General features: G+C 72.0%; 23 protein-coding genes and 1 tRNA gene. 14 read left to right on the forward strand and 10 right to left on the reverse strand.

What is annotated here, in order from left to right; translation table 11 throughout:
• Nucleotides 1-121: 121 nt before the first annotated feature.
• Both ACFPM7_RS27190 and ACFPM7_RS27195 read right to left on the reverse strand, forming a co-directional pair.
• Nucleotides 122-247: a hypothetical protein gene (locus ACFPM7_RS27190; protein WP_378250642.1), complete on the reverse strand. Its 126-nt coding sequence runs from the start codon at nucleotides 245-247 to the stop codon at nucleotides 122-124.
• A gap of 55 nt (nucleotides 248-302) precedes the next feature.
• The gene (locus ACFPM7_RS27195; RefSeq protein ID WP_378250643.1) at nucleotides 303-1,718 is read right to left on the reverse strand and encodes an aminopeptidase P family protein; all 1,416 of its coding nucleotides are present in this window, start codon (nucleotides 1,716-1,718) and stop codon (nucleotides 303-305) included.
• 172 nt (nucleotides 1,719-1,890) lie between these two features.
• Between ACFPM7_RS27195 and ACFPM7_RS27200 the strand changes: the two genes are divergently transcribed.
• Both ACFPM7_RS27200 and ACFPM7_RS27205 read left to right on the forward strand, forming a co-directional pair.
• Entirely contained in the window at nucleotides 1,891-2,373 is a 483-nt protein-coding gene (locus ACFPM7_RS27200) for an Rv3235 family protein (RefSeq protein WP_378250644.1), read from the forward strand.
• A gap of 15 nt (nucleotides 2,374-2,388) precedes the next feature.
• The gene (locus tag ACFPM7_RS27205; protein WP_378250645.1) at nucleotides 2,389-2,964 is read left to right on the forward strand and encodes a GrpB family protein; all 576 of its coding nucleotides are present in this window, start codon (nucleotides 2,389-2,391) and stop codon (nucleotides 2,962-2,964) included.
• Nucleotides 2,965-3,013: 49 nt separating this feature from the next.
• Here the strand turns inward: ACFPM7_RS27205 and ACFPM7_RS27210 are convergent.
• From ACFPM7_RS27210 to ACFPM7_RS27225, 4 genes are all read right to left on the reverse strand, one after another.
• Nucleotides 3,014-3,104, reverse strand: a tRNA-Ser gene (locus ACFPM7_RS27210).
• Nucleotides 3,105-3,148: 44 nt separating this feature from the next.
• The gene (locus ACFPM7_RS27215; RefSeq protein WP_378250646.1) at nucleotides 3,149-3,358 is read right to left on the reverse strand and encodes a CsbD family protein; all 210 of its coding nucleotides are present in this window, start codon (nucleotides 3,356-3,358) and stop codon (nucleotides 3,149-3,151) included.
• 85 nt (nucleotides 3,359-3,443) lie between these two features.
• Complete coding sequence (locus tag ACFPM7_RS27220) at nucleotides 3,444-3,893, reverse strand: nucleoside deaminase (protein WP_378250647.1); 450 nt, start codon at nucleotides 3,891-3,893, stop codon at nucleotides 3,444-3,446.
• Nucleotides 3,890-4,375: a tRNA adenosine deaminase-associated protein gene (locus tag ACFPM7_RS27225; RefSeq protein ID WP_378250648.1), complete on the reverse strand. Its 486-nt coding sequence runs from the start codon at nucleotides 4,373-4,375 to the stop codon at nucleotides 3,890-3,892. The genes ACFPM7_RS27220 and ACFPM7_RS27225 overlap by 4 nt, the downstream gene beginning before the upstream one ends.
• Before the next feature lie 39 nt (nucleotides 4,376-4,414).
• Between ACFPM7_RS27225 and ACFPM7_RS27230 the strand changes: the two genes are divergently transcribed.
• Together ACFPM7_RS27230 and ACFPM7_RS27235 are read left to right on the forward strand one after the other, a co-directional pair.
• Nucleotides 4,415-5,632, forward strand: a complete 1,218-nt coding sequence (locus ACFPM7_RS27230) for a M20 metallopeptidase family protein (RefSeq protein WP_378250650.1) — start codon at nucleotides 4,415-4,417, stop codon at nucleotides 5,630-5,632.
• A gap of 48 nt (nucleotides 5,633-5,680) precedes the next feature.
• A complete protein-coding gene (locus ACFPM7_RS27235) occupies nucleotides 5,681-7,783 on the forward strand; it encodes a DNA polymerase III subunit gamma and tau (RefSeq protein WP_378250651.1) in 2,103 nt (700 codons plus the stop codon).
• On the opposite strand, the gene ACFPM7_RS27240 is transcribed toward ACFPM7_RS27235, so the two are convergent.
• On the reverse strand, nucleotides 7,780-8,655 hold the full coding sequence (locus ACFPM7_RS27240; RefSeq protein ID WP_378250652.1) for a TolB family protein: 876 nt from the start codon (nucleotides 8,653-8,655) through the stop codon (nucleotides 7,780-7,782). The two genes, ACFPM7_RS27235 and ACFPM7_RS27240, sit on opposite strands and share 4 nt — an antisense overlap.
• Before the next feature lie 91 nt (nucleotides 8,656-8,746).
• Between ACFPM7_RS27240 and ACFPM7_RS27245 the strand changes: the two genes are divergently transcribed.
• From ACFPM7_RS27245 to ACFPM7_RS27280, 8 genes are all read left to right on the forward strand, one after another.
• Complete coding sequence (locus ACFPM7_RS27245; RefSeq protein ID WP_378250653.1) at nucleotides 8,747-9,088, forward strand: YbaB/EbfC family nucleoid-associated protein; 342 nt, start codon at nucleotides 8,747-8,749, stop codon at nucleotides 9,086-9,088.
• Between the two features lie 2 nt (nucleotides 9,089-9,090).
• Entirely contained in the window at nucleotides 9,091-9,687 is a 597-nt protein-coding gene (gene recR, locus ACFPM7_RS27250; RefSeq protein WP_378250654.1) for a recombination mediator RecR, read from the forward strand.
• A complete protein-coding gene (locus tag ACFPM7_RS27255; RefSeq protein WP_378250655.1) occupies nucleotides 9,684-10,244 on the forward strand; it encodes a uridine kinase family protein in 561 nt (186 codons plus the stop codon). Before recR ends, ACFPM7_RS27255 begins: the two co-directional genes overlap by 4 nt.
• 282 nt (nucleotides 10,245-10,526) lie before the next feature.
• The gene (locus ACFPM7_RS27260; RefSeq protein ID WP_378250656.1) at nucleotides 10,527-11,525 is read left to right on the forward strand and encodes an ABC transporter permease; all 999 of its coding nucleotides are present in this window, start codon (nucleotides 10,527-10,529) and stop codon (nucleotides 11,523-11,525) included.
• 105 nt (nucleotides 11,526-11,630) lie between these two features.
• Nucleotides 11,631-13,340, forward strand: coding sequence for an ABC transporter substrate-binding protein (locus ACFPM7_RS27265; RefSeq protein WP_378250657.1), 1,710 nt, complete (start codon nucleotides 11,631-11,633; stop codon nucleotides 13,338-13,340).
• A 96-nt stretch (nucleotides 13,341-13,436) separates the two neighbouring features.
• Nucleotides 13,437-14,450 (forward strand): ABC transporter permease, encoded by a 1,014-nt coding sequence (locus tag ACFPM7_RS27270; RefSeq protein ID WP_378250658.1) that lies wholly within the window; start codon nucleotides 13,437-13,439, stop codon nucleotides 14,448-14,450.
• Complete coding sequence (locus tag ACFPM7_RS27275; protein ID WP_378250659.1) at nucleotides 14,447-15,472, forward strand: ABC transporter ATP-binding protein; 1,026 nt, start codon at nucleotides 14,447-14,449, stop codon at nucleotides 15,470-15,472. Before ACFPM7_RS27270 ends, ACFPM7_RS27275 begins: the two co-directional genes overlap by 4 nt.
• A 23-nt stretch (nucleotides 15,473-15,495) precedes the next feature.
• Entirely contained in the window at nucleotides 15,496-16,521 is a 1,026-nt protein-coding gene (locus ACFPM7_RS27280) for an ABC transporter ATP-binding protein (protein WP_378250705.1), read from the forward strand.
• Between the two features lie 59 nt (nucleotides 16,522-16,580).
• Here ACFPM7_RS27280 and leuA read toward each other — a convergent pair whose 3' ends face one another.
• Nucleotides 16,581-18,365 (reverse strand): 2-isopropylmalate synthase, encoded by a 1,785-nt coding sequence (gene leuA / locus ACFPM7_RS27285; protein ID WP_378250660.1) that lies wholly within the window; start codon nucleotides 18,363-18,365, stop codon nucleotides 16,581-16,583.
• 241 nt (nucleotides 18,366-18,606) lie between these two features.
• Between leuA and ACFPM7_RS27290 the strand changes: the two genes are divergently transcribed.
• Both ACFPM7_RS27290 and ACFPM7_RS27295 read left to right on the forward strand, forming a co-directional pair.
• Nucleotides 18,607-18,906, forward strand: a complete 300-nt coding sequence (locus tag ACFPM7_RS27290; RefSeq protein ID WP_378250661.1) for a hypothetical protein — start codon at nucleotides 18,607-18,609, stop codon at nucleotides 18,904-18,906.
• A gap of 16 nt (nucleotides 18,907-18,922) precedes the next feature.
• Nucleotides 18,923-19,240 carry a hypothetical protein gene (locus ACFPM7_RS27295; protein ID WP_378250662.1) on the forward strand — a complete coding sequence of 106 codons (318 nt, stop codon included), beginning with the start codon at nucleotides 18,923-18,925 and terminating at the stop codon, nucleotides 19,238-19,240.
• On the opposite strand, the gene ACFPM7_RS27300 is transcribed toward ACFPM7_RS27295, so the two are convergent.
• Both ACFPM7_RS27300 and ACFPM7_RS27305 read right to left on the reverse strand, forming a co-directional pair.
• The gene (locus ACFPM7_RS27300) at nucleotides 19,221-19,829 is read right to left on the reverse strand and encodes a nitroreductase family protein (protein ID WP_378250663.1); all 609 of its coding nucleotides are present in this window, start codon (nucleotides 19,827-19,829) and stop codon (nucleotides 19,221-19,223) included. The two genes, ACFPM7_RS27295 and ACFPM7_RS27300, sit on opposite strands and share 20 nt — an antisense overlap.
• Nucleotides 19,819-21,003, reverse strand: coding sequence for a hypothetical protein (locus tag ACFPM7_RS27305; RefSeq protein ID WP_378250664.1), 1,185 nt, complete (start codon nucleotides 21,001-21,003; stop codon nucleotides 19,819-19,821). Before ACFPM7_RS27305 ends, ACFPM7_RS27300 begins: the two co-directional genes overlap by 11 nt.
• Nucleotides 21,004-21,164 lie beyond the last annotated feature (161 nt).

A 21,164-nucleotide genomic window follows, 5' to 3' on the forward strand; every position in this document is an offset into this window, starting at 1 on the left:
GCCTGGGCGGGGCGACGTTTCTCGACCACCTGTTCGAGGGAAGTGCCGCTCGGTGGCGGGTCGGCTGGTGACACGGCGACGGCCCCGCCGCCCGGGTGGGCGGCGGGGCCGTCGCCGGGGGTCAGTCCTCGTCGGCCGCGTGGTCCGGCTTGCCCGGGTTGGGGTCGCGGGACAGGTCGATCAGCGGGTGCACGTCCGCGCCTTCGGGGGCGCGGTGTTTGCCGCCCTGGGGCTTCTCGTCAGACACCTTCGTTCCTCCACACACTCCTGCCGGGGCTCCCCCGAGCCCGGTCAGCCGGAGGCTACCCGCGATGGGTGCGGACCCAATCGCTGATTCCCTCGTGGGTGATGGGAAGTGCGTCCGAGATCACGTCGTGGCCGTCGGCGGTGACGACGAGGTCGTCCTCGATGCGGACGCCGATGCCGCGCAGCTCCGGCGGGACCGTGAGGTCGTTGGGGTGGAAGTAGAGGCCGGGCTCGACGGTCAGGGCCATGCCCGGTTCCAGCTTCGCCTCGTGGTAGGCCTCGGCGCGCGAGGACGCGCAGTCGTGCACGTCCAGGCCGAGGAAGTGGCCGACGCCGCAGACGATGTAGCGGCGGTGGTGCTGGCCGTCGGGGTCCAGGGCCTTGTCCACCGAGCCGGGCAGCAGACCCCAGTCGTGCAGGCCCTCGGCCAGCACGCGCATCGCCGTGTTGTGGAAGGCGCGGTAGTCCGCGCCGGGGCGGACCTCGGCCATCGCCTGGACATGGGCGTCGTGGACGAGGTCGTAGACCTTGCGCTGGGCGGGGGAGAACTCGCCGCCGACGGGGAAGGTGCGGGTCACGTCGGCGGTGTAGAGGGTGTCCAGTTCGACGCCCGCGTCCAGCAGCAGCAGGCCGTCCTCGGGGACCTGACCGTCGCAGCGCGTCCAGTGCAGCACCGGGGCGTGCGGGCCGGCGGCGACGATCGAGGCGTAGCCGGGGCCGTTGCCCGCCGTGCGCGCCCGCCGGTCGAAGGTGCCCTGCAGCCAGCGCTCACCGCCGCCGCGCACCGCGGTGTCCAGCTCGCGCGCGACGTCGGCGAAGCCCAGGACGGTCGCGTCGACGGCCGCCTTGAGCTGGGCGATCTCCCAGTCGTCCTTGATGCGGCGCAGCTCGGCGAGCACGGTGCGCAGCTCGGCGCTGTGCGCGCCGACGTGCGCGTCGAGGTACGGGTCGACGCCCTTGACGGCCAGCACCTCCGGCAGCCGCCCGCGCAGCGAGCGGGCCAGGCCCTCCAGCGGCAGGCACACCAGGCCCAGCGCCGCCGACCACTCGCCCAGGCCCGGGGCAGGCCCGATCCACAGCTCGCCGTCGCGGGCGTTGGCGAAGAAGTCCGGCTCGTCCGGGCCCGCGGGCTCGCGCAGGTGCAGGACGGCGTCGTGGCCGTCGCCCGCCGGGTGCATGACCAGCACAGCGCCCTCGGCGTAGCAGCCGGTCAGCCAGGCGAAGTCGCTGTCGGCGCGGAAGGTGTAGTCGGTGTCGTTGGAGCGCACCGGGGCCAGACCGGACGCGATCGCGATCCGCTTGCCGGGGAACGCCCTGGACAGCCGATCGCGGTGTGCGGCCGCGGCCGCCGCCGCCCCGTCGACCACGCGCACCGCGCGGTCGGCCGGTCCCCAGTCCTCGCGCACGAAGTCCCTGAACCCCTGCGCTGCCACCAAATTCGACGGATCGCGCCGAGCCGGGCGGTCGCTCATCCCCACTCCTTCACCTCGATGTGCCCCACCAGCCTAGGCGTCCGCTCCCCGTACACCACCCGCCCCGCGACCGGGGCCAAACGCGCACCTGTCCCCGGATCGTGCCTCACCCGCCCCCGCTGGCCCGGCGAACCGCCCTTCCTCCCCGAACCGTTTCCACCAGGGAGGACCCGTGACCGCCGCACTGCCCAGCACCCCGTTCCCCGCCGCACGGCAGCCCGCGACGCCCCACCCCGCACCACCGACCCCGACCACCCCACCCCCCACCTCGCCGACCCGAGCCACCCCGACGGCCACGGCCGCGCCGACCCCGGCCCACTCCGCGCCCGTCACCCCGCTCCCCGCCACCAGCACCCCCGGCCGCCGCCAGCTCGCCCGCCTTGTCGTCCTGCTCGCCGAGGCCCTCGCCGGCCGCCGCCCGCACGCCCAGCTCGCCCCGCTGCTGACCTACCCGGTCCAGAACGCCCTGCGCGTGCTCCCGCGCCAGCCGCGCGACCTGCGCGTGCGCTCGGTGCACCTGTGCCAAGTGGACCGCAGGACCGTCGAGATCGCCGCCACCGTCACCGCGGGCCCGCGGGCCAAGGCCCTGGCCGCCCGCGCCGAGCACACCGCCGCGGGCTGGCGGCTAACCGCTGTGCACGTCGTGGGCCGCTAGCTACCGTCGCTCCCCATGCCCAGCTTCGAGGAGATCACCCGCCACCACGACGTGGACCCCGACGACGACCCCTGGGTGGTCGGCCCCATCAAGGAGGCCGCCGTCCTGGTCCCGGCCGACCCGGGCTGGCCCGCCCGCTACGCCGCTCTCGCCGAGGCGATCGGGTCGGTCCTCGGCGACGCCGTCCTGGAGATCGAGCACGTCGGCTCCACCGCCGTCGCGGGCCTGGCGGCCAAGGACGTCATCGACATCGACCTGGTCGTCGCCGACCCGCGCGATGAGGACGCCTACGTCCCGGCCCTCACGCCCCTGGGCTACGTGCTGCACATCCGCGAGCCCTCCTGGCACGAGCACCGGTGCCTGCGGCTGGAGGTCCCCAGGGTCAACCTGCACGTGTTCGGCCCCGACTGCCCCGAGGTGATCCGCCACCGCATGTTCCGCGACTGGCTGCGCGCCCATCCCGACGACCGCGCTCGCTACGAGGACGCCAAGCGGGCCGCCGCGGCGGGCGGCGCGGGCTACAACCAGTCCAAAGAGGGCGTCATCCGCGAGATCTACGACCGGCTCTTCCGCGCGGCCGGAATGCTCTAGAGACGAAGAGAGCCGGTCGCCCCTGGCGGGACGACCGGCTCTCTCGGTCTGGCGGTGGCGGTGGGATTTGAACCCACGGACGGGGGTTGCCCGTCACGCGCTTTCGAGGCGCGCTCCTTCGGCCGCTCGGACACGCCACCGCGAAGAAGAATACAGAGCGGCGTGCCGGGGCCGGGGGGTGGGTCTACCGGCGGTCGAACTTGTCCTTGATGTCCTGGACGGCGCCCTGCGCGCGGTCGCGGACGTCGTGGCCGGCCTCCTTGACCTCGCCGCGGGTCTGGTCGGCCTTGCCGGAGTTCTCCAGGTCCTTGTTGTCGGTGGCCTGGCCCAGCTTCTCCTTGGCCTGGCCGACCAGCTGCTCCGCCTTGTCCTTGGCCTTGTCAAGCATGCTCATCTGGACGTTCCTCCCTGCGTGTGGTGCTACTCCCCTCGCAGTAGAGGAGTGTCCGGCGAGCGGCCCAGTCATCCGTCAAAGTGACTCAGATCACATCGAAGAAGTCCACCATCAGGGCCGCGCACCGCTCGGCCAAGACCCCGCCCTGGACCTCGGGCCGGTGGGTCAGCCTGCGGTCCCTGACCACGTCCCACAGCGAGCCCGCGGCGCCGGTCTTGGGCTCCCACGCGCCGAAGACGACCCGGGAGACCCGGGACAGCACGATCGCCCCGGCGCACATCGTGCACGGCTCGACGGTGACCGCCAGGGTGCAGCCGCCGAGCCGCCAGCCGTCGCCATGGGCGGCCGCGGCGGCGCGCAGGGCCAGGACCTCGGCGTGCGCGGTCGGGTCGCCGGTGGCCTCGCGGGCGTTGCAGGCGCTGGCCAGGACGCGGCCGTCGGGGGCGACCACGACCGCGCCGATCGGCACGTCGCCGGTCTCCGGCGCTCGGCGCGCGGCGACCAGGGCCAGTTCGATCAGCTGCTCGGGGGTCACCGCAGGATCGTGTCGAGGTGCTTGGTGTACTCGTCGGCGAAGCCGAGCCGCTGGGCGATCATCTGCAGCTGCTCGTCCGGGTACAGGTCGACCTCGTCCACGATCACCTGCAGCTCGGCCGCGGGCAGGCCCAGGTCGGCGAGCAGGTCGAGCGAGCCCTCCGGCCACACGTCGTCGACGTCCTCGGGCGGCTCGACCCGCAGCACGTCGAGGGCGTCGGCGGCGATGTCGTAGTCCAGCGCGGCAGCGGCGTCGGAGAGCAGCAGCGCGATCCCGCCGGGGCTGGGCCGCAGCACGACGAAGAACTCGTCGTCCACCGCGAGCAGCCCGAACACCGCCCCGGTCGACCTCGTCCCGCGCAGCTCGGTGATCGCCGCGTCCAGCTCACCGAGCGCGGCGGGGTCCATCGCCGCGCAGCGCCAGCGGCCGTCCTCGCGGACCACGGCCACCCCGAACCCCGACACCTGCTCGGCCATGCCCATACGGTATTCCGGCCGGGGGTTCGGTGCCAGTATCGGGGGATGACCACCTCGCTGACGGATGATCCCAGGTTCACCGGCCTGCGCGAAGCCGCCCACGCCCTGCAGCCCAACACCGTGGCGCTGCGCAGGCTCCTGCACCGCCACCCCGAGCAGGGCCTGGCGCTGCCGCGCACCCAGCGCGCGGTGCTCGACGCCCTCGCCGGGCTCGACCTGCGGATCACCACCGGCCGCGAGCTGGGCTCGGTGGTCGCCGTGCTCGACGGCGGCAAGCCCGGCCCCGCGGTGCTGCTGCGCGGGGACATGGACGCGCTCCCGCTGCAGGAGGACACCGACCTGGCGTTCGCCTCCGAAGTGGACGGAACCATGCACGCGTGCGGGCACGACACGCACACCGCGATGCTGGCCTCGGCCGCCCGGCTGCTGCACGAGCGCCGCGCCGAGCTGGCCGGGCAGGTCGTCTTCATGTTCCAGCCAGGCGAGGAGGGCCACCACGGCGCCAGGTTCATGCTGGAGGAGGGGCTGCTGGAGGCCGCGGACGCGCCGGTGGAGAAGGCGCTGGCCCTGCACATCACCTCCAAGGAGGAGTCCGGGGTCCTGCGCTGCCGCCGCGGGCCGATCATGGCCAGCGCGAACATGTTCACCATCACCGTGACCGGCCGCGGCGGGCACGCCTCGATGCCATCGGACGCCTGCGACCCGGTGCCCGCCGCCGCGGCCATGGTCGGCGCGCTGCAGACCGCGGTGACCCGGCGCATCAGCGTCTTCGAGCCGGCGGTGCTCACCATCGCCAGGATCACCGCGGGCACGACCTCCAACATCATCCCGGAGACCGCCGAGCTGGAGGGCACGCTGCGGGCGCTGTCGGAGGAGACCCGCAAGACGATGCTGGAGGAGATCCGCAGGGTCTGCGAGCACGTCGGCGCCGCGCACGGGTGCACGGTCGCCTTCGACTTCACCCCCGGCTACCCGGTGACGGTCAACGACGACGACGTCGCCGACCGCGTGCTCGACCTCTCCTCGGCGGTGCTGGGCCCCAAGCACACCTCGGTGATGCCCAACCCGATCATGGGCGCCGAGGACTGGTCCTACGTGCTGCAGCGGGTGCCGGGCGCGATGGCCTTCCTCGGCGCGTGCGCCCCGGGCACGACCCCGGCCGACGCCGCCCCCAACCACTCCAACCGGGTGGTCTTCGACGAGGCCGCCTTCCCGAACGGGGTGGCGGTGTACGCCGCCTTCGCCCTGGACGCCCTGCGCTGAGCACCAGCCGGGGGCCGGAGGCCCGCGCAGGCCGGTAGGGTCGCAGGCGTGGCGCTCGCCCTCTACCGCAAGTACCGGCCCGCGACCTTCGCCGAGGTCGTCGGGCAGGAGCACGTGACCGTCCCGCTGCGCACCGCGCTGGCGGCTGGCCGGGTGAACCACGCCTACCTGTTCTCCGGCCCCCGCGGCTGCGGCAAGACCTCCAGCGCGCGCATCCTGGCGCGCTCGCTCAACTGCGAGCAGGGCCCGACCGACGAACCGTGCGGCACCTGCGACTCGTGCGTGTCGCTGGCCCCCAACGGGCCGGGCAACGTCGACGTCGTGGAGCTGGACGCGGCCAGCCACGGCGGTGTGGACGACGCCCGCGAGCTGCGCGACCGGGCGTTCTACGCGCCCGCGCAGTCGCGCTACCGGGTGTTCATCGTCGACGAGGCGCACATGGTCACCACGCAGGGCTTCAACGCCCTGCTGAAGATCGTGGAGGAGCCGCCGGAGCACCTGGTCTTCATCTTCGCCACCACCGAGCCGGAGAAGGTGCTGCCGACGATCCGCTCGCGCACGCACCACTACCCGTTCCGCCTCATCCCGCCGGGCGCGATGCGCGAGCTGCTGGAGCGCAACTGCGAGGCCGAGGGCGCGATCGTGGAGCCCGCGGTGCTGCCGCTGGTCATCAGGGCGGGCGGCGGCTCGGCGCGCGACACCCAGTCGGTGCTGGACCAGCTGATGGCGGGCGCGGGCCCCGAGGGCGTGACCTACGACCGCGCGGTGTCGCTGCTCGGCGTCACCGACGCCGCCCTGATCGATGAGATGGTCGACGCGCTGGCCGCCGGCGACGCCGCCGCCGTCTACGGCACGGTCGACGCCTTGGTCGAGGCGGGCCACGACCCCCGCCGCTTCGCCGCCGACCTGCTCGACCGCCTGCGCGACCTGGTCCTGATCAAGGCGGTGCCCGACGCCGTCGGCCGCGGCCTGGTCAGCGCGCCGGGCGACCAGCTGGAGAAGATGGCCGGCCAGGCCGAGCGCCTCGGCGGCGCGGCGCTGACCCGCTTCGCCGAGATCGTCCACACCGGCCTGATCGAGATGCGCGGCGCGACCGCGCCCCGGCTGCTGCTGGAACTGCTGTGCGCCCGCATGCTCCTGCCCGGCGCCGTCCCGACCGACGCGGTCGCCGACGCCGCCGTGCTCCAGCGCCTTGAGCAGCTGGAGACCAGGGTCGCCGCGGGCCAGACCGGCGCACCCGCCCCGCCCGCGACGCAGGCCACCCGCCCGCAGCGCCAGGCCGAGCCGGCCCCGCGCCCGGCGGAACCGGCAGCGCGGTCCGGGCAGGCCGGTCCCTCTGGGCAGGCCGCCCGCCCGCAGCAGGCGTCCCGCTTCACCCGCCCGTCCGAGCGCGCCGCCGAGCCCGCCCACCAGCAGTCCCCGCCCCGGCAGGCGACCCCCCACCCCGCCCCGGAGGCGCGCCCCGCCTCGGACGCACGCTCCACCTCCGAGGCCCGCTCCGGCGCCCCGGCTTCCGGCGCCGCCGCCCCCGCACCCGCCGCCCCCGCACCGGGAACCGCGGACGCCTCGCCCGCCGCCCCCGAGCCTCCCGGCGCGATGGACGCCGCCGCCTTCCGCCGCATCTGGCCGGAGGTCCTGACCGCCGTGCGCACGACGGCGACCAGCCGCAGCACGCACGCCATGCTGCTGCCCGCCACCGTGCACTCGGTCGACGGCACCACCGTCACCGTCGCCCACCCCGCCGCCCCACTGGCCGTGCGCCTGTCCGAACCCCGCAACGCCGAGGCCATCGCCCAGGCCATCGGCGCCGTCGTCGGCGGCTCCTGGCAGGTCCGGCTCGTGCACGCCGCCGCGGGCGGCGCCCCGGCCGCCGCCCCCCCACCCGCGCGCCCCGCGCCCACCCCACCCGCCCGCCCGACCCCCGACCCGCCGCAGCGCCGCTACGTCCCCGCCGCCGACCTTCCCCCCGAGCCCCCACCCGAGCCGGACCTGCCCCCGGAGCCCGAGGACGAGGAAGAACTGCTCGCCGAGGCCGCCCGCACCCAGGGCGCCGACAGCGGCCCGCGCACGGACCCGGAAGAGGCGATGCTGCAACTGCTCGCCGACAAACTGGGCGCCAAGCCCGTCGAACAGCAGGGCCGCACGGGCTAGAGCGCGACCGCCTTCACGAACGCCGACTGCGCCACCACGGTGGCGACCCCGTCCGCCGTGGCCACGGCCACCGTCGCCGAGTCGGGTGTCCACACCGGAGAGCCGTGCGCGTCGATCTCGGCCGCGCGCAGGAAGTCCCCGGTGCCCGCGTGGTGGAACGCGACGCGACCACCGTCCACAATCGCCAGTCGACGCCCGTCCGGCGCGATGACGCCGACGGCGTTCGGACCCAGGCCGGAGACCAGGGGCTCCCAGGAGCCGCGCTCGACGTCGTAGCGGGAGACCGCCCCGTCGGCCGTGGCGACCAGGCGGACCGAGTCCGGCAGCCAGGACAGGTGCCGGTGGCCGCCGTCGGCGGGTTCGGGGCCGATCAGGCGGACGTGGTCGTCCTCGGTGAGGGGCATGGTGTCGACCAGGATGAGCTTGCGGGGCAGGCGGATCGCGATGTAGCGGCTGTTCGGGCTGACCGCCGCGGCGCGGACGTCGCCGCCGCGGTCGTAGACGGCCTGTTCCTCGCCGACGAACACGTTGCGGATCACCACGTCCCACAGCAGGCGGTGGCGGGGGTTGGCCCGGTACACGACGCGGCCGGGCAGCACGCCGAGCAACTGCACGGCGTGGTCGGCGCGCAGCAGCGGCCTGGACTTCGCCTTGGCCGATCCGCGCGACCAGCCGCGGCCCGACCCCCGGGAGAGCACGGTGATGCCGTCGCCGTCCTGGTGCACGACGTCGGTGGTCCCGGGCAGGTAGCGCGCCTCGCCGGTGGCCGGGGTCAGCGGCGTCGCCGCGCCCGCCGCGTCCAGCTCGATCAGGCCGCCGTCGGTGCCGACGAGGACGCGATCGGCGGCGTCGAGTACCCGGTTCCCGGACATGATCTCCACCCTGTCACAGCGCCCGCGACGTCCCGCGTACGGCCCGACTAAGCTGGGCGCACAAGCAGCTCCCGACCTGGAAGGGGTCGCAGTGTTCCCAGGTGGTGGCGGAGCCCCCGACATGCAGGCGATCCTCCAGCAGGCGCAGAAGATGCAGGAGCAGCTCCTGGCCGCTCAGCAGCAGCTCGCCGACGCCGAGGTCGAGGGCAGCGCGGGCGGCGGTCTCGTCAAAGCGGTGGTCTCCGGCTCCGGTGAGCTCAAGGCGCTGGCCATCGACCCGAAGGTGGTCGACCCCGACGACGTGGAGACCCTCTCCGACCTCGTGGTCGCCGCGGTGCGCGACGCGGGCGCCAACGCCCAGCGGCTGGCCGAGCAGACCATGGGCCCGCTGACCGGCGGCCTGGGCGGCGGTCTCGGCCTGCCCGGGATGTAGGGGTGTACGAGGGCCCGGTCCAGGACCTGATCGACGAGCTGGGGCGGCTGCCCGGCGTCGGTCCCAAGAGCGCGCAGCGCATCGCCTTCCACCTGCTGGCCGCCGAGCCCGCCGACGTGACCCGCCTGCAGGAGGCGCTGCAGAAGGTCAAGGAGGGCGTGGTCTTCTGCGACGTCTGCGGCAACGTCTCCGCCGAGCAGACCTGCCGCATCTGCCGCGACGCGCGCCGCGACCCGAGCGTGGTGTGCGTGGTCGAGGAGCCCAAGGACGTCCTGGCCGTCGAGCGCACGCGCGAGTTCAAGGGCCGCTACCACGTGCTCGGCGGCGCGCTGGACCCGCTGTCGGGGGTGGGGCCCGACCAGCTGCGCATCCGCCAGCTGCTCACCCGCATCGGCGGCGAGGAGATCACCGAGGTGATCCTCGCGATGGACCCCAACACCGAGGGCGAGGCCACCGCGACCTACCTGGTCCGCATGCTGCGCGACTTCCCCGGCCTCACCGTCACCCGGCTGGCGTCCGGCCTGCCGATGGGCGGGGACCTGGAGTTCGCCGACGAGCTGACCCTCGGCAGGGCGCTGTCGGGCCGCCGCGCCATGTGAGCGGCTTCGCCGCCGCCGTGACCCGCGACGTGCTCGCCGCGCCGCCGCGGCTGGGCGCGGTGCGCCTGGTGGCCGTCGACGGGCCGTCGGGCTCGGGCAAGTCCACCCTCGCCGCCGCCCTGGTCGAGGCGTTCGCCGCGGCGGGCGCGTCGGTGGCGCTCGTCAGCACCGACGACTTCGCCACCTGGGACGACCCCTTCGCGTGGTGGCCGCGGCTGCGCGAGGGCGTGCTGGCGCCGCTGGCCCGCGGCCGCCCCGGCGGGTACCGGCGCACCGAGTGGACCGGCGGCGAGCCCCACCCCGGATCGTGGGTGACCATCGCCACACCCGAGGTTCTGATCGTTGAAGGCGTGTCCGCGGGCCGGCGTTCTGTATGTCATCTTTTGTCCGCTTCGCTGTGGGTCGAGTGTCCCGCCGGCGAGCGGCTGGAGCGCGCCGTGGCCCGCGACGGGGAGTCATCGCGCCCGGCGCTCGTCACCTGGCAGAACGTCGAAACCGGCTGGTACGCCGTCGACCGCACGGCCGAGCGATCGACGCATCGACCGCCGTCCGGGTGAGCATCGTCCGGTAGTCGGACACTGATGGCGATTAACTCACCGTCAGTCGCGAGCTCGTCGCGCACCGCCAATTCCGTGTATGTCAGTTGGCCGGATCGTGACCTCACGTCGTTCAGGGATGCCGAGTGAAACGGCTATGGTCGGCCACCACACGGTGTGATCCCGGACAGACTTCGAGGAGTGCGTGATGGCTCACCAGCGATCCGCGCCGCCTTGTCACCGCGCCCTACCGGGCGCGGATCGACGTGGTGAGCGGGCGCCCGGAACCGGGTGGTCGGCGGAATGACCGCCCCACCCCAGGCAGCCGGTGCGGGCCCGACTCCTGAGGCGGTGGTCGCGGGAGCGCCCAAGAAGGCGATCGAGGGCAAGTCCCTCGGCAAGATCGCCTGGACCCGCCTCAAGCGCGACAAGGTGGCCATGGTCGGCGGCATCGTCGTCGTCCTGCTGATCCTCTTCGCCGTCGCGGGCCTCGTCCTCGACCGGTTCCTCAACGTCGTCGGGCCCAACGAGTTCCACCAGGACCTCATCGACACCGAGTTCGGCACCCTCGCCCCGAAGGGCTTCTTCGGCGGCATGAGCTGGGAGCACCCGCTCGGCATCGAGCCGGTCAACGGCCGCGACATCTTCGCCAGGGTCTTCGCGGGCGCCTGGATCTCGCTGCTGATCGCCTTCCTCGCCACCGTGCTCTCGGTGGTGATCGGCACCGTGCTGGGCATCGTCGCCGGGTTCTTCGGCGGCTGGGCCGACACGATCATCAGCCGGGCCATGGACGTCTTCCTGGCCTTCCCGCTGCTGGTCTTCGCCATGGCCCTGGTGGGCGTCATCCCGGACTCGGCGTTCGGCCTGTCCGGCGAGGCCACCCGGATCGCGATGCTGATCTTCATCATCGGGTTCTTCAACTGGCCCTACATCGGCCGGATCGTCCGCGGCCAGACGCTCTCGCTGCGCGAGCGCGAGTTCGTCGACGCGGCGCGCAGCATGGGCGCGCGCGGGCCGTACATCCTGTTCAAGGAGATCCTGCCCAACCTCGTGGCACCGATCCTGGTGTACTCGACGCTGCTCATCCCCACGAACATCCTGTTCGAGTCGGCGCTGTCGTTCCTCGGGGTGGGCATCAACGCGCCCACCGCCACCTGGGGCGGCATGCTCTCCGAGGCGTCCAGGATCTACTCACAGCCGCACTTCATGCTGTGGCCGGGCCTCTTCATCTTCGTCGCGGTCCTGGCGTTCAACCTGTTCGGCGACGGCCTGCGGGACGCGTTGGACCCGCGTTCCCGGTAGCCCGTCGGCGGCTTCCGTCCCATCTGCTCCTGGAAAGAAGGGGTGCACTCCAAGATGAAAAGCAAGCGCTTGGTGCCTTTGGTGGCCGCGGGAGCCGCGGCTGTCATGGCGCTGTCTGCCTGCGGTGGCACGTCCACCGACGGCAACGGTGGTGGCGGAGGCGGCTCGACCCCCGCGTTCAACGCCGGGCTGACCGACGTCTTCAACGCCTCGGACAAGAAGGGCGGGACGATCAAGGTCGCCAACAGCGGCACCTGGGACTCGCTCGACCCGGGCGAGACGTACTACGGCTACTCCTGGAACTTCCTGCGCCTCTACGGCCGCTCGCTGGTGATGTTCAAGCCCGCTCCGGGCAAGGCCAGCAACGAGCTGGTGCCCGACCTGGCCGAGGGCCTGGGCACGCCCAGCGAGGGCGGCAAGGTCTGGACCTACAAGATCCGCGACGGCATCAAGTACGAGGACGGCACCCCCGTCACGTCCAAGGACGTCAAGCACGCCGTCCTGCGCTCGACCGACAAGGCGACGTTCCCGAACGGCCCGGCGTACTTCGAGGGCTTCCTGAACCTGCCCGCGGACTACAAGGGCCCGTACAAGTCCAAGGGCGTCAACACCGACCAGGCGATCGAGACGCCGGACGACAAGACGATCGTCTTCAAGCTCAAGCAGCCCTTCGGCGGCTTCGACTACATGGCGACGCTGCCGCAGACCGTCCCGGTCCCCGAGGCCAAGGACACCGGCGCCGAGTACCGCAACACCGTGCTCTCCACCGGCCCCTACAAGTTCGAGGGCCTGCAGCCCGACAAGAGCTTCGCGCTGGTCCGCAACGACCAGTGGGACCAGGCCACCGACCCGATCCGCAAGGCGCTGCCGGACCGGTACGAGGTCACGATGAACGTCAACGCCGACGACATCGACAACCAGCTGATCTCCGGTGACGTCCACATCGACATCGCGGGCACCGGTGTGCAGCCGAACTCGCTGGCCCGCATCCTGGGCGACCCGGCGCTGAAGGACCAGGCGGACAACCCGACCATCGCCCGGCTCTGGTACACCTCGGTCAACCCGACGGTGAAGCCGTTCGACAACGTCGAGTGCCGCAAGGCCGTGCACTACGCGATCGACCGCACCGGCTACCAGACCGCCATGGGCGGCGCGTTCGCCGGTGGCGACATCGCCAGCACGGTGCTGCCCCCGGCCATCCCCGGCTACCAGCAGTTCGACCTGTACCCGGCGGGCCCGGACAACAAGGGCGACGTGAACAAGGCCAAGGAGGCCCTGGCGGCCTGCGGGCAGCCCGACGGCTTCACCACCAACATCTCCTACCGCGCCGAGCGGCCGAAGGAGAAGGCGATCGCCGAGTCGCTGCAGCAGTCGCTGGGCCGCGTCGGCATCAAGCTGACCCTGAAGGCGTTCCCGCAGGGCGACTACTTCTCGCAGTTCGCGGGCAACCCGCCCTACGTCGTGCAGAACAACCTCGGCCTGGTCATCAACGGCTGGGGCGCGGACTGGAACGACGGCTTCGGCTTCCTGTCGCAGATCGTGGACTCGCGGGTCATCCGCGAGACCGGTGGTTCCTCCAACACCTCCGTGCGCATCCCCGAGGTCGACCAGATGCTGGACTCCGCGCTGGCCGAGACCGACGCCACCAAGCGCGAGGCGATCTGGGGCCAGATCGACAAGAAGGTCATGGAGGAGGCGGTCATCTTCCCGGGCGTGTACGGCAAGAGCCTGCTCCTGCGCGGCAAGGGCCTGACGAACGTCTTCGTCTCCGAGGCGTTCGGCATGTACGACTACCTCGCCATGGGCGTCCAGTAGTCAGTTCCTCCACCGCTCCCACCACGATAGGCAGGTGAAGGCAGGACGGCGGCGGGTCGGGGTGATCCCCCGGCCCGCCGCCGGATGCCGGCCACTGTGATCACATACATCATCCGGCGGCTGCTCGCGGCAGTCCTGCTGCTGTTCATCGTGAGCGCGGTGACGTTCGCGATCTTCTTCCTGTTCCCCAAGATCCTCGGGGCCACCCCGGAGACCCTGGCGACGCGCTACGCGGGCCGCACGGCCACCCCGGAGACGGTCAAGCTCGTCGCCGACCGGCTGGGCTTCTACGACCCGATCATCACCCAGTACTTCGACTGGGTGCGCGGCATCTTCGTCGGCGCCAAGTACGACACCGGCGCCCGCCTGGCCGACTGCCCGGCCCCGTGCCTGGGCTACTCCTTCCGCAGCCAGCAGCCGGTGTGGCCGGAACTGCTGACCCGCATCCCGGTCACCCTGTCGCTGGCCATCGGTGCGGCGATCCTGTGGCTGGTCGGCGGCGTCCTGGTCGGCACCATCTCCGCGCTGCGCAAGGGCACGATCTTCGACCGCGCGGCGATGACCGTCGCGCTGGCGGGCGTGTCCCTGCCCATCTTCTTCACCGGCCTGCTGTCGCTGTCGATCTTCAGCTACTCCCTCGGCTGGACAGTCCCGGGTGGACGGTTCGTGCCCTTCGCGGAGAACCCGCTGGAATGGGCCTACTCGCTGCTGCTGCCGTGGATCACCCTGGCGTTCCTCTTCTCCGCCCAGTACGCGCGGCACACCCGCGCGGGCATGCTGGAGACGATGAACGAGGACTTCATCCGCACCGCGCGCGCCAAGGGCCTGCCGGAGCGCACGGTCGTCGTCAAGCACGGCCTGCGCGGCGCGCTCACCCCGATCCTGACGATCTTCGGCTTGGACGTGGGCCTGCTGCTCGGCGGCGCGGTGCTGACCGAGAGCGCCTTCTCCCTCAAGGGCCTCGGCGAGTACGCGATCGACGGCATCAAGAACTACGACCTGCCCAAGGTCATGGGCGTGGTGCTCGTCGCCGCGACCTTCGTGGTCATCGCCAATCTGATCGTTGACCTGCTGTACGCCGTCGTCGACCCGAGGGTGCGCCTGAAGTGATCAGCGAATCGTTCCTCACGGTGCGCAACCTGCGCGTGCACTTCCCCACCGACGACGGTGTGGTCAAGTCCGTCGACGACCTGAGCTTCGCCGTCGACCGGGGCAAGACCCTCGGCATCGTCGGGGAGTCCGGCTCGGGCAAGAGCGTGACGAGCCTGTCGGTCATGGGCCTGCACAAGCGCGGCACCGCGAACATCAGCGGCGAGATCCTGCTCGACGGCAAGAACCTCGTCGGCGCCGACCCCGAGGACGTGCGCAAGCTGCGCGGCAAGCGGATGGCGATGATCTTCCAGGACCCGCTGTCGGCGATGCACCCGTACTACACGGTCGGCCACCAGATCGTGGAGGCCTACCGGGTGCACAACCCGGTCTCCAAGCAGGTCGCCCGCAAGCACGCCGTGGACATGCTGGACCGGGTCGGCATCCCCAACCCGAAGTCCAGGGTGGACGACTACCCGCACCAGTTCTCCGGCGGCATGCGCCAGCGCGCGATGATCGCCATGGCGCTGTCCTGCGACCCCGAGCTGCTCATCGCCGACGAGCCGACCACCGCGCTCGACGTGACCGTGCAGGCGCAGATCCTCGACCTGATCAGGGACCTGCAGGAGGAGTTCAACTCCGCGGTCGTCATCATCACCCACGACCTCGGCGTGGTGGCCGAGCTGGCCGACGACATCATGGTGATGTACGCCGGGCGCGCGGTGGAGTACTCCACGGCCGACGACATCTTCAACTCCCCGCAGCACCCCTACACCTGGGGCCTGCTCGGCTCGATGCCGCGCCTGGACCGCGAGCGCTCCGAGCGGCTGCAGCCGATCAAGGGCACACCGCCCAGCCTCATCAACGTGCCCGACGGCTGCCCGTTCAACCCGCGCTGCGCCTATGCCGGGACCAACGGCGACCTCAGCTTCACCGAGCGCCCGGAGTTCCGCGACATCGGCGGCGGCCACCACATCGCCTGCCACCTGCCCGCAGAGGACCGGAACCGCATCTGGTCGGAAGAGATCAGGCCGAAGCTGTGACTGAAGACGTGACCGTGCCCGCGATGGGCGAGGAGCTGCTGTCCGTCACGGACCTGCAGAAGCACTTCCCGATCCGCCGCGGCCTCATCCAGCGCCAGGTCGGCGCCGTGCAGGCCGTCGACGGGCTGAGCTTCTCGGTGACCAGGGGCGAGACCCTGTCGCTGGTCGGCGAGTCCGGCTGCGGCAAGACCACGACCGGCCGCCTGCTGACCCGGCTCCTGGAGCCCACCGCCGGCAAGATCGTGTTCGAGGGCCGCGACGTCACGCACCTCTCCGGCGCCAAGATGCGCCCGCTGCGCCGCGACATCCAGATGATCTTCCAGGACCCGTACTCGTCGCTGAACCCGCGCCACACCGTCGGCACCATCGTCGGCGCGCCGTTCAAGCTGCAGAACGTGCAGACCCCCAACGGCGTCAAGAAGGCCGTGCAGGACCTGCTGGAGCTGGTGGGCCTCAACCCCGAGCACTACAACCGCTACCCGCACGAGTTCTCCGGCGGCCAGCGCCAGCGCATCGGCATCGCCAGGACCCTGGCGCTCAAGCCGAAGCTGATCGTGGCCGACGAGCCGGTGTCCGCCCTGGACGTCTCCATCCAGGCCCAGGTCATCAACCTGCTCGAAGACCTGCAGAACGAGCTGGACCTGACCTACGTGATGATCGCCCACGACCTCTCGGTCGTGCGCCACGTCTCCGACCGCGTCGCGGTGATGTACCTGGGCAAGATCATGGAGATCGCCGACCGCAACGCCCTGTACGAGCGCCCCATGCACCCGTACACCGTCGCCCTCCTCTCGGCCGTCCCCATCCCGGACACCGCCCGCAAGGGCAAGCGCGAGCGCATCCGCCTGCAGGGCGACGTGCCCTCGCCGATCAACCCGCCCAAGGGCTGCCGCTTCCACACCCGCTGCTGGAAGGCGCAGGACATCTGCAAGACCGAGGAGCCCCCGCTCGCCGAGCTGGCCCCCGGCCACCAGGCGGCCTGCCACTTCCCGGAGAACAAGGACAAGCTCACCATCGACGTCACCGGCACGGCGTCCTCGGTGGACTGAGCCCCAGCCCGCGAGAAGGCCCGGACCACGAGCTGGTCCGGGCCTTCTCGCGTTCCGGGTTACTTGTGCGCGCGGTTCACCGCGGAGACCACCGCCCGCAGGGAGGCGGTGACGATGGAGCTGTCCACGCCGACCCCCCACAGGATCTGGTTGCCGATGGCGCACTCGACGTAGGCCGCGGCGCGGGCGTCGTCGCCGGAGGTGAGGGCGTGCTCGGAGTAGTCCAGGACGCGGACGTCGTAGCCGACGCTGGCCAGGCCGTCCACGAACGCCGCGATCGGGCCGTTGCCGCTGCCGACGACCTCGTGCGGGTCGCCCTCGACGTCGACGTGGGCGGTGATCTGGTCGACGCCCTCGCCGTCGTCGGAGACGCGGTTGCGGCGCAGGCGCAGCGGGGTCACCCGGTCGAGGTACTCGCCGGAGAAGATGTCCCACATCTCCTTCGGCGAGATCTCGCCGCCCTCGCTGTCGGTCACCGCCTGCACGACCTGGGAGAACTCGATCTGCAGCCGGCGCGGCAGGGCCAGCTGGTGCTCGGTCTTCATCACGTAGGCCACGCCGCCCTTGCCGGACTGCGAGTTGACCCGGATGACGGCCTCGTAGGTGCGCCCGACGTCCTTGGGGTCGATGGGCAGGTACGGGACCTCCCAGGGGAACTCGTCCACCGGCACGTCGGCCTCGGCCGCGGCGGCGCGCAGGGCGTCGAAGCCCTTGTTGATGGCGTCCTGGTGGCTGCCGGAGAACGCGGTGAACACCAGGTCGCCGCCCCACGGGTGGCGCTCGGCGACCGGCAGCTGGTTGCAGTACTCGACCGTGCGGCGGATCTCGTCGATGTCGGAGAAGTCGATCTGCGGGTCGATGCCCTGGCTGAACAGGTTCATGCCCAGGGTGACCAGGTCGACGTTGCCGGTGCGCTCGCCGTTGCCGAACAGGCAGCCCTCGATGCGGTCGGCGCCCGCCTGGTAGCCCAGCTCGGCGGCGGCCACGCCGGTGCCGCGGTCGTTGTGCGGGTGCAGCGACAGGATGACGGCCTCGCGGTTGTCGAGGTTGCGGCTCATCCACTCGATGGAGTCGGCGTAGACGTTCGGCGTGGCCATCTCGACCGTCGCGGGCAGGTTGATGATCACCGGCCGGTCGGCTGACGCGCTCCAGATGCCGGTGACGGCGTTGCACACCTCGGCGGCGTAGGACAGCTCGGTGCCGGTGTAGGACTCGGGGGAGTACTCGAAGCGGAAGTCGGTGTCGCCGTGCTTCTCGGCGAAGGCCAGCACGGTCTCGGCGCCGTCGGTGGCGATCTTCTTGATGCCCGCGCGGTCCTGGCGGAACACCACCCGCCGCTGCAGGATCGACGTCGAGTTGTAGAGGTGCACGACGGCGCTGTGGGCGCCCTCCAGCGCCTCGAAGGTCCGCTCGATCAGCTCGGGGCGGGCCTGGGTCAGCACCTGCACGCGCACGTCCTCGGGGACGGCGTCCTCGGTGATGATCTCGCGGACGAAGTCGAAGTCGGTCTGGCTGGCCGCGGGGAAGCCGACCTCGATCTCCTTGTAGCCCATGCGCACCAGCAGCTCGAACATGCGGCGCTTGCGGGCGGGCGACATGGGGTCGATCAGCGCCTGGTTGCCGTCGCGCAGGTCCACCGCGCACCACAGGGGCGCGCGGGTGATGCGGTTGTCCGGCCACGTGCGGTCAGGCAGGGATACCGGTTCCACCAGCTCGTGGAAGGGCTTGTAGCGGTGGTGGGGCATCGCGCTGCCGCGCTGGCGGTTCCACGCGGCCTGATCGGCGGGCGCGACCCTGGCGGGCTTGCGGATGCGGCTCGTGGCGGGGGTGAAGCTGTCACTCATTCGGGGTGGCTCCTGCGGTCGGTCAACGGACGGCGACCGGCGGCGACGCCGAACTCCGCGACGGGGAGCCGGCCTGGGTCAGGCCCCGTCGCGGCAGCGAAGCAGGAGAGTGCGAACCACGGCGCAAGGGTAGCCACGTTCCCGCGGGTAACACCAAACGCCGTCCACATGGTGGGCCCGCGATCAAGGTTGCGCCGTTCGGAGCAGTTAGGCTTTCGCAGGTCGGGGGCACTTTCCCGGCATGGCTACTACTCGCTGGTATGCCTCGCGGAGCCGAGGGTCGTCCGCCGCCCGGATCATCACCGGCGTCGGAGCCCTCTTCGCTCTGATCGAGGTCGTCTACATCCTGCTGGTCATCCTCGGTGCGAACGCCGGCAACGCGTTCGTGCAGTTCGTGGCGTCCCTCGCGAAGCCACTCGCCCTGTTCTTCCCCGGTCTCTTCCCCATCGCCAACGACAGCCTGAACGTCCTGGTCAACTACGGCCTGGCCGCGGTGTTCTGGCTCGTGGTCACCGGCCTCATCGCGCGCCTTGTCCGCTAGTGACACACTCTCGGGCATGGCTCGAACCGACTCCGGCCAGGATGCCGTCCGCGCACGCGCTGTCGGCGTCCTGGCCGGGATCGTCCGCTGGGTAGGCCTGCTCATCGCGCTCGTGCTCGTCGTGCACGTGGTGCTCTACATGGGCAACGCCAACCCGGACAACGCGATCACGGCGTTCTTCCGCGGCGCGGCCGAGCCGCTGTCGCTGGCGTTCAAGAGCCTGTTCACCCCCGAGGACGTCAAGCTCGGGGTGCTCATCAACTACAGCATCGCCGCCGTCTTCTGGCTCGTGGTGTCCTCTGTGGCCGCGAAGCTCATCCGCCGCCTGGGCTGAGGTACGGCGTCCCCCAGGTCCCGGTGAAGGCCAGCTCCTCGGCCGCGATCCGCCGCCTCGGCGCGGTTTCCCGCTCGCGCTTCTCCGGCTCCAGCAGCTCCGGCGAGCCGAGCACGCCGACGGCGATGGCCACCAGGGGACGCACGCTCTCCGGCAGCCCGAACTCGGCGCTGACCCCGTCCCGGTCGAACCCGGCCATCTGGTGGGCGACCAGGCCTTCGGCGACGGCCTGGAGCACCAGGTTCTCCGTCGCCAGCCCGACGCCGTACTCGGCGTAGGGGACCTCGCCCTTGTCGTTGCGGGTCTGCGCGCAGGCCACCAGCAGCGCACCGGCCCGGTGCGCCCACACCCGGTTCCCGGCGTTGAGCCGGTCCAGGACGCGGTCGAAGGTGTCGGTGCCGCGCGGGCCGACGAGGTAGCGGGCGGGCTGGGTGTTGCCGTAGGACGGAGCCCAGCGCGCGGCCTCCACCATCCGGGCGAGCGCGTCGGGGGTGACGGCGCCGTCCGGGTCGAAGGCCCGCGGGCTCCACCGCTCGGCGATGAGCGGGTGCGGGATGGTGGAAGCAAGATCGGGCTGATCAGATCGCATAACCCCACGCAGTGATCGAGTAGGCCCCGAACCAGGAGCTGAACAGGGCGAGTCCGCAGAGGACGACGACCACCGTAGAGGTCTTGCGGCGGGCCAGCGCGATGGCCACCGGGACCAGCAGTGTCATCGCGGGCACCATGAGCCGGGCCTTGGAGTTCATCAGCCCGTTGGAGAACAGGTCCATCGCCAGCACCCCGACCGCGTACACCAGCAGCGGCCACTCCAGCCGCCGCCGCCACGCCACGACCAGCAGCGCCAGCGCCCCGAGGATGAGCCCGACGGTGGTCACCTCCAGCACCGAGCGGGCGTCGCCGAGCACCTGGAGGCTGAACCTCACGGTGGCCGCGCCGCCGTCGAACTCCGAGTCCCAGCCCTCGCTCTGCAGGGTGAACCAGCCGTTCCACTCGCCGGTGCGCGACCCCACCCAGGCCAGGTAGCCCAAGAGCCCGACCGGGGCGAGCGCGCCGCCCACCCACGGCCGCCATCCGTCGCGGCGGCTCAGCACCGCGACCAGCGCGGCCAGCCCGACAGCCAGCACCAGCGCCACCGCCGTCGGCCGGACCAGGCCCGCCGCGGCCGTGGCCAGGCCCGCGGCCACCCAGTCGCGCTCCAGCACGAACACCAGCGCCCACACCGCCGCGGCGCAGAACATCGCCTCCGAGTACGCCATGGACAGCACCACCGACATCGGCGCCGCGGCGAAGAGCACCACCAGCACCAGCCCGGTCCGCCGCGACCCGCCGCGCACCAGCGCGCCGAGGCGCACCAGCCCGTAGGAGCACAGCACACCGCACCCGATCGTGACCGCGATCGCCGAGGCGACCAGCGGGAAGCCCAGGTCGTAGAGCCAGCCGACGACCGTCGGGTAGCCGGGGAAGAACGCCAGCGGGGTCTCGGCCGTGCGGTTGCCGAAGGCGTCGACCAGTCCGGGCGGGACACCGTCGTAGCCGCCCGCGGCGATCGCCAGGAACCACTGCCCGTCCCAGGAGCGCAGCGCCGCGCCCGCGGTGGTGTCGTTGGTCGCGGCCATCAGGTTCAGCACGATGATCCCGACCTGGCGCACGCCGAGGAACAGCGCGGCAGGCAGCAGCGCGCGCAGCACCCGGCGTCTGCGGCTCGGCGCCTCCTCCGCCGCGGTGACGGACGGCGCCGGTGCCACCTCGGTCGCGGTCATGGGCCCCTTCCCTGGATCGGCCATTGAGCCTAGTGGCTCCGATCATCGCAGTTCACGCAGTGGCGGACACCACAGAGCGCGGCGGTGCCGGACGCGGTGACCGGTACGCTTCTGCCTCGATAGGGACGGCGGCCGTCCCGCACGTGGACCGTGCTGCCTCC

Origin of the sequence: Actinokineospora guangxiensis (assembly GCF_042657845.1) — a bacterium.
GTDB classification, from domain to species: Bacteria; Actinomycetota; Actinomycetes; order Mycobacteriales; family Pseudonocardiaceae; genus Actinokineospora; species Actinokineospora guangxiensis.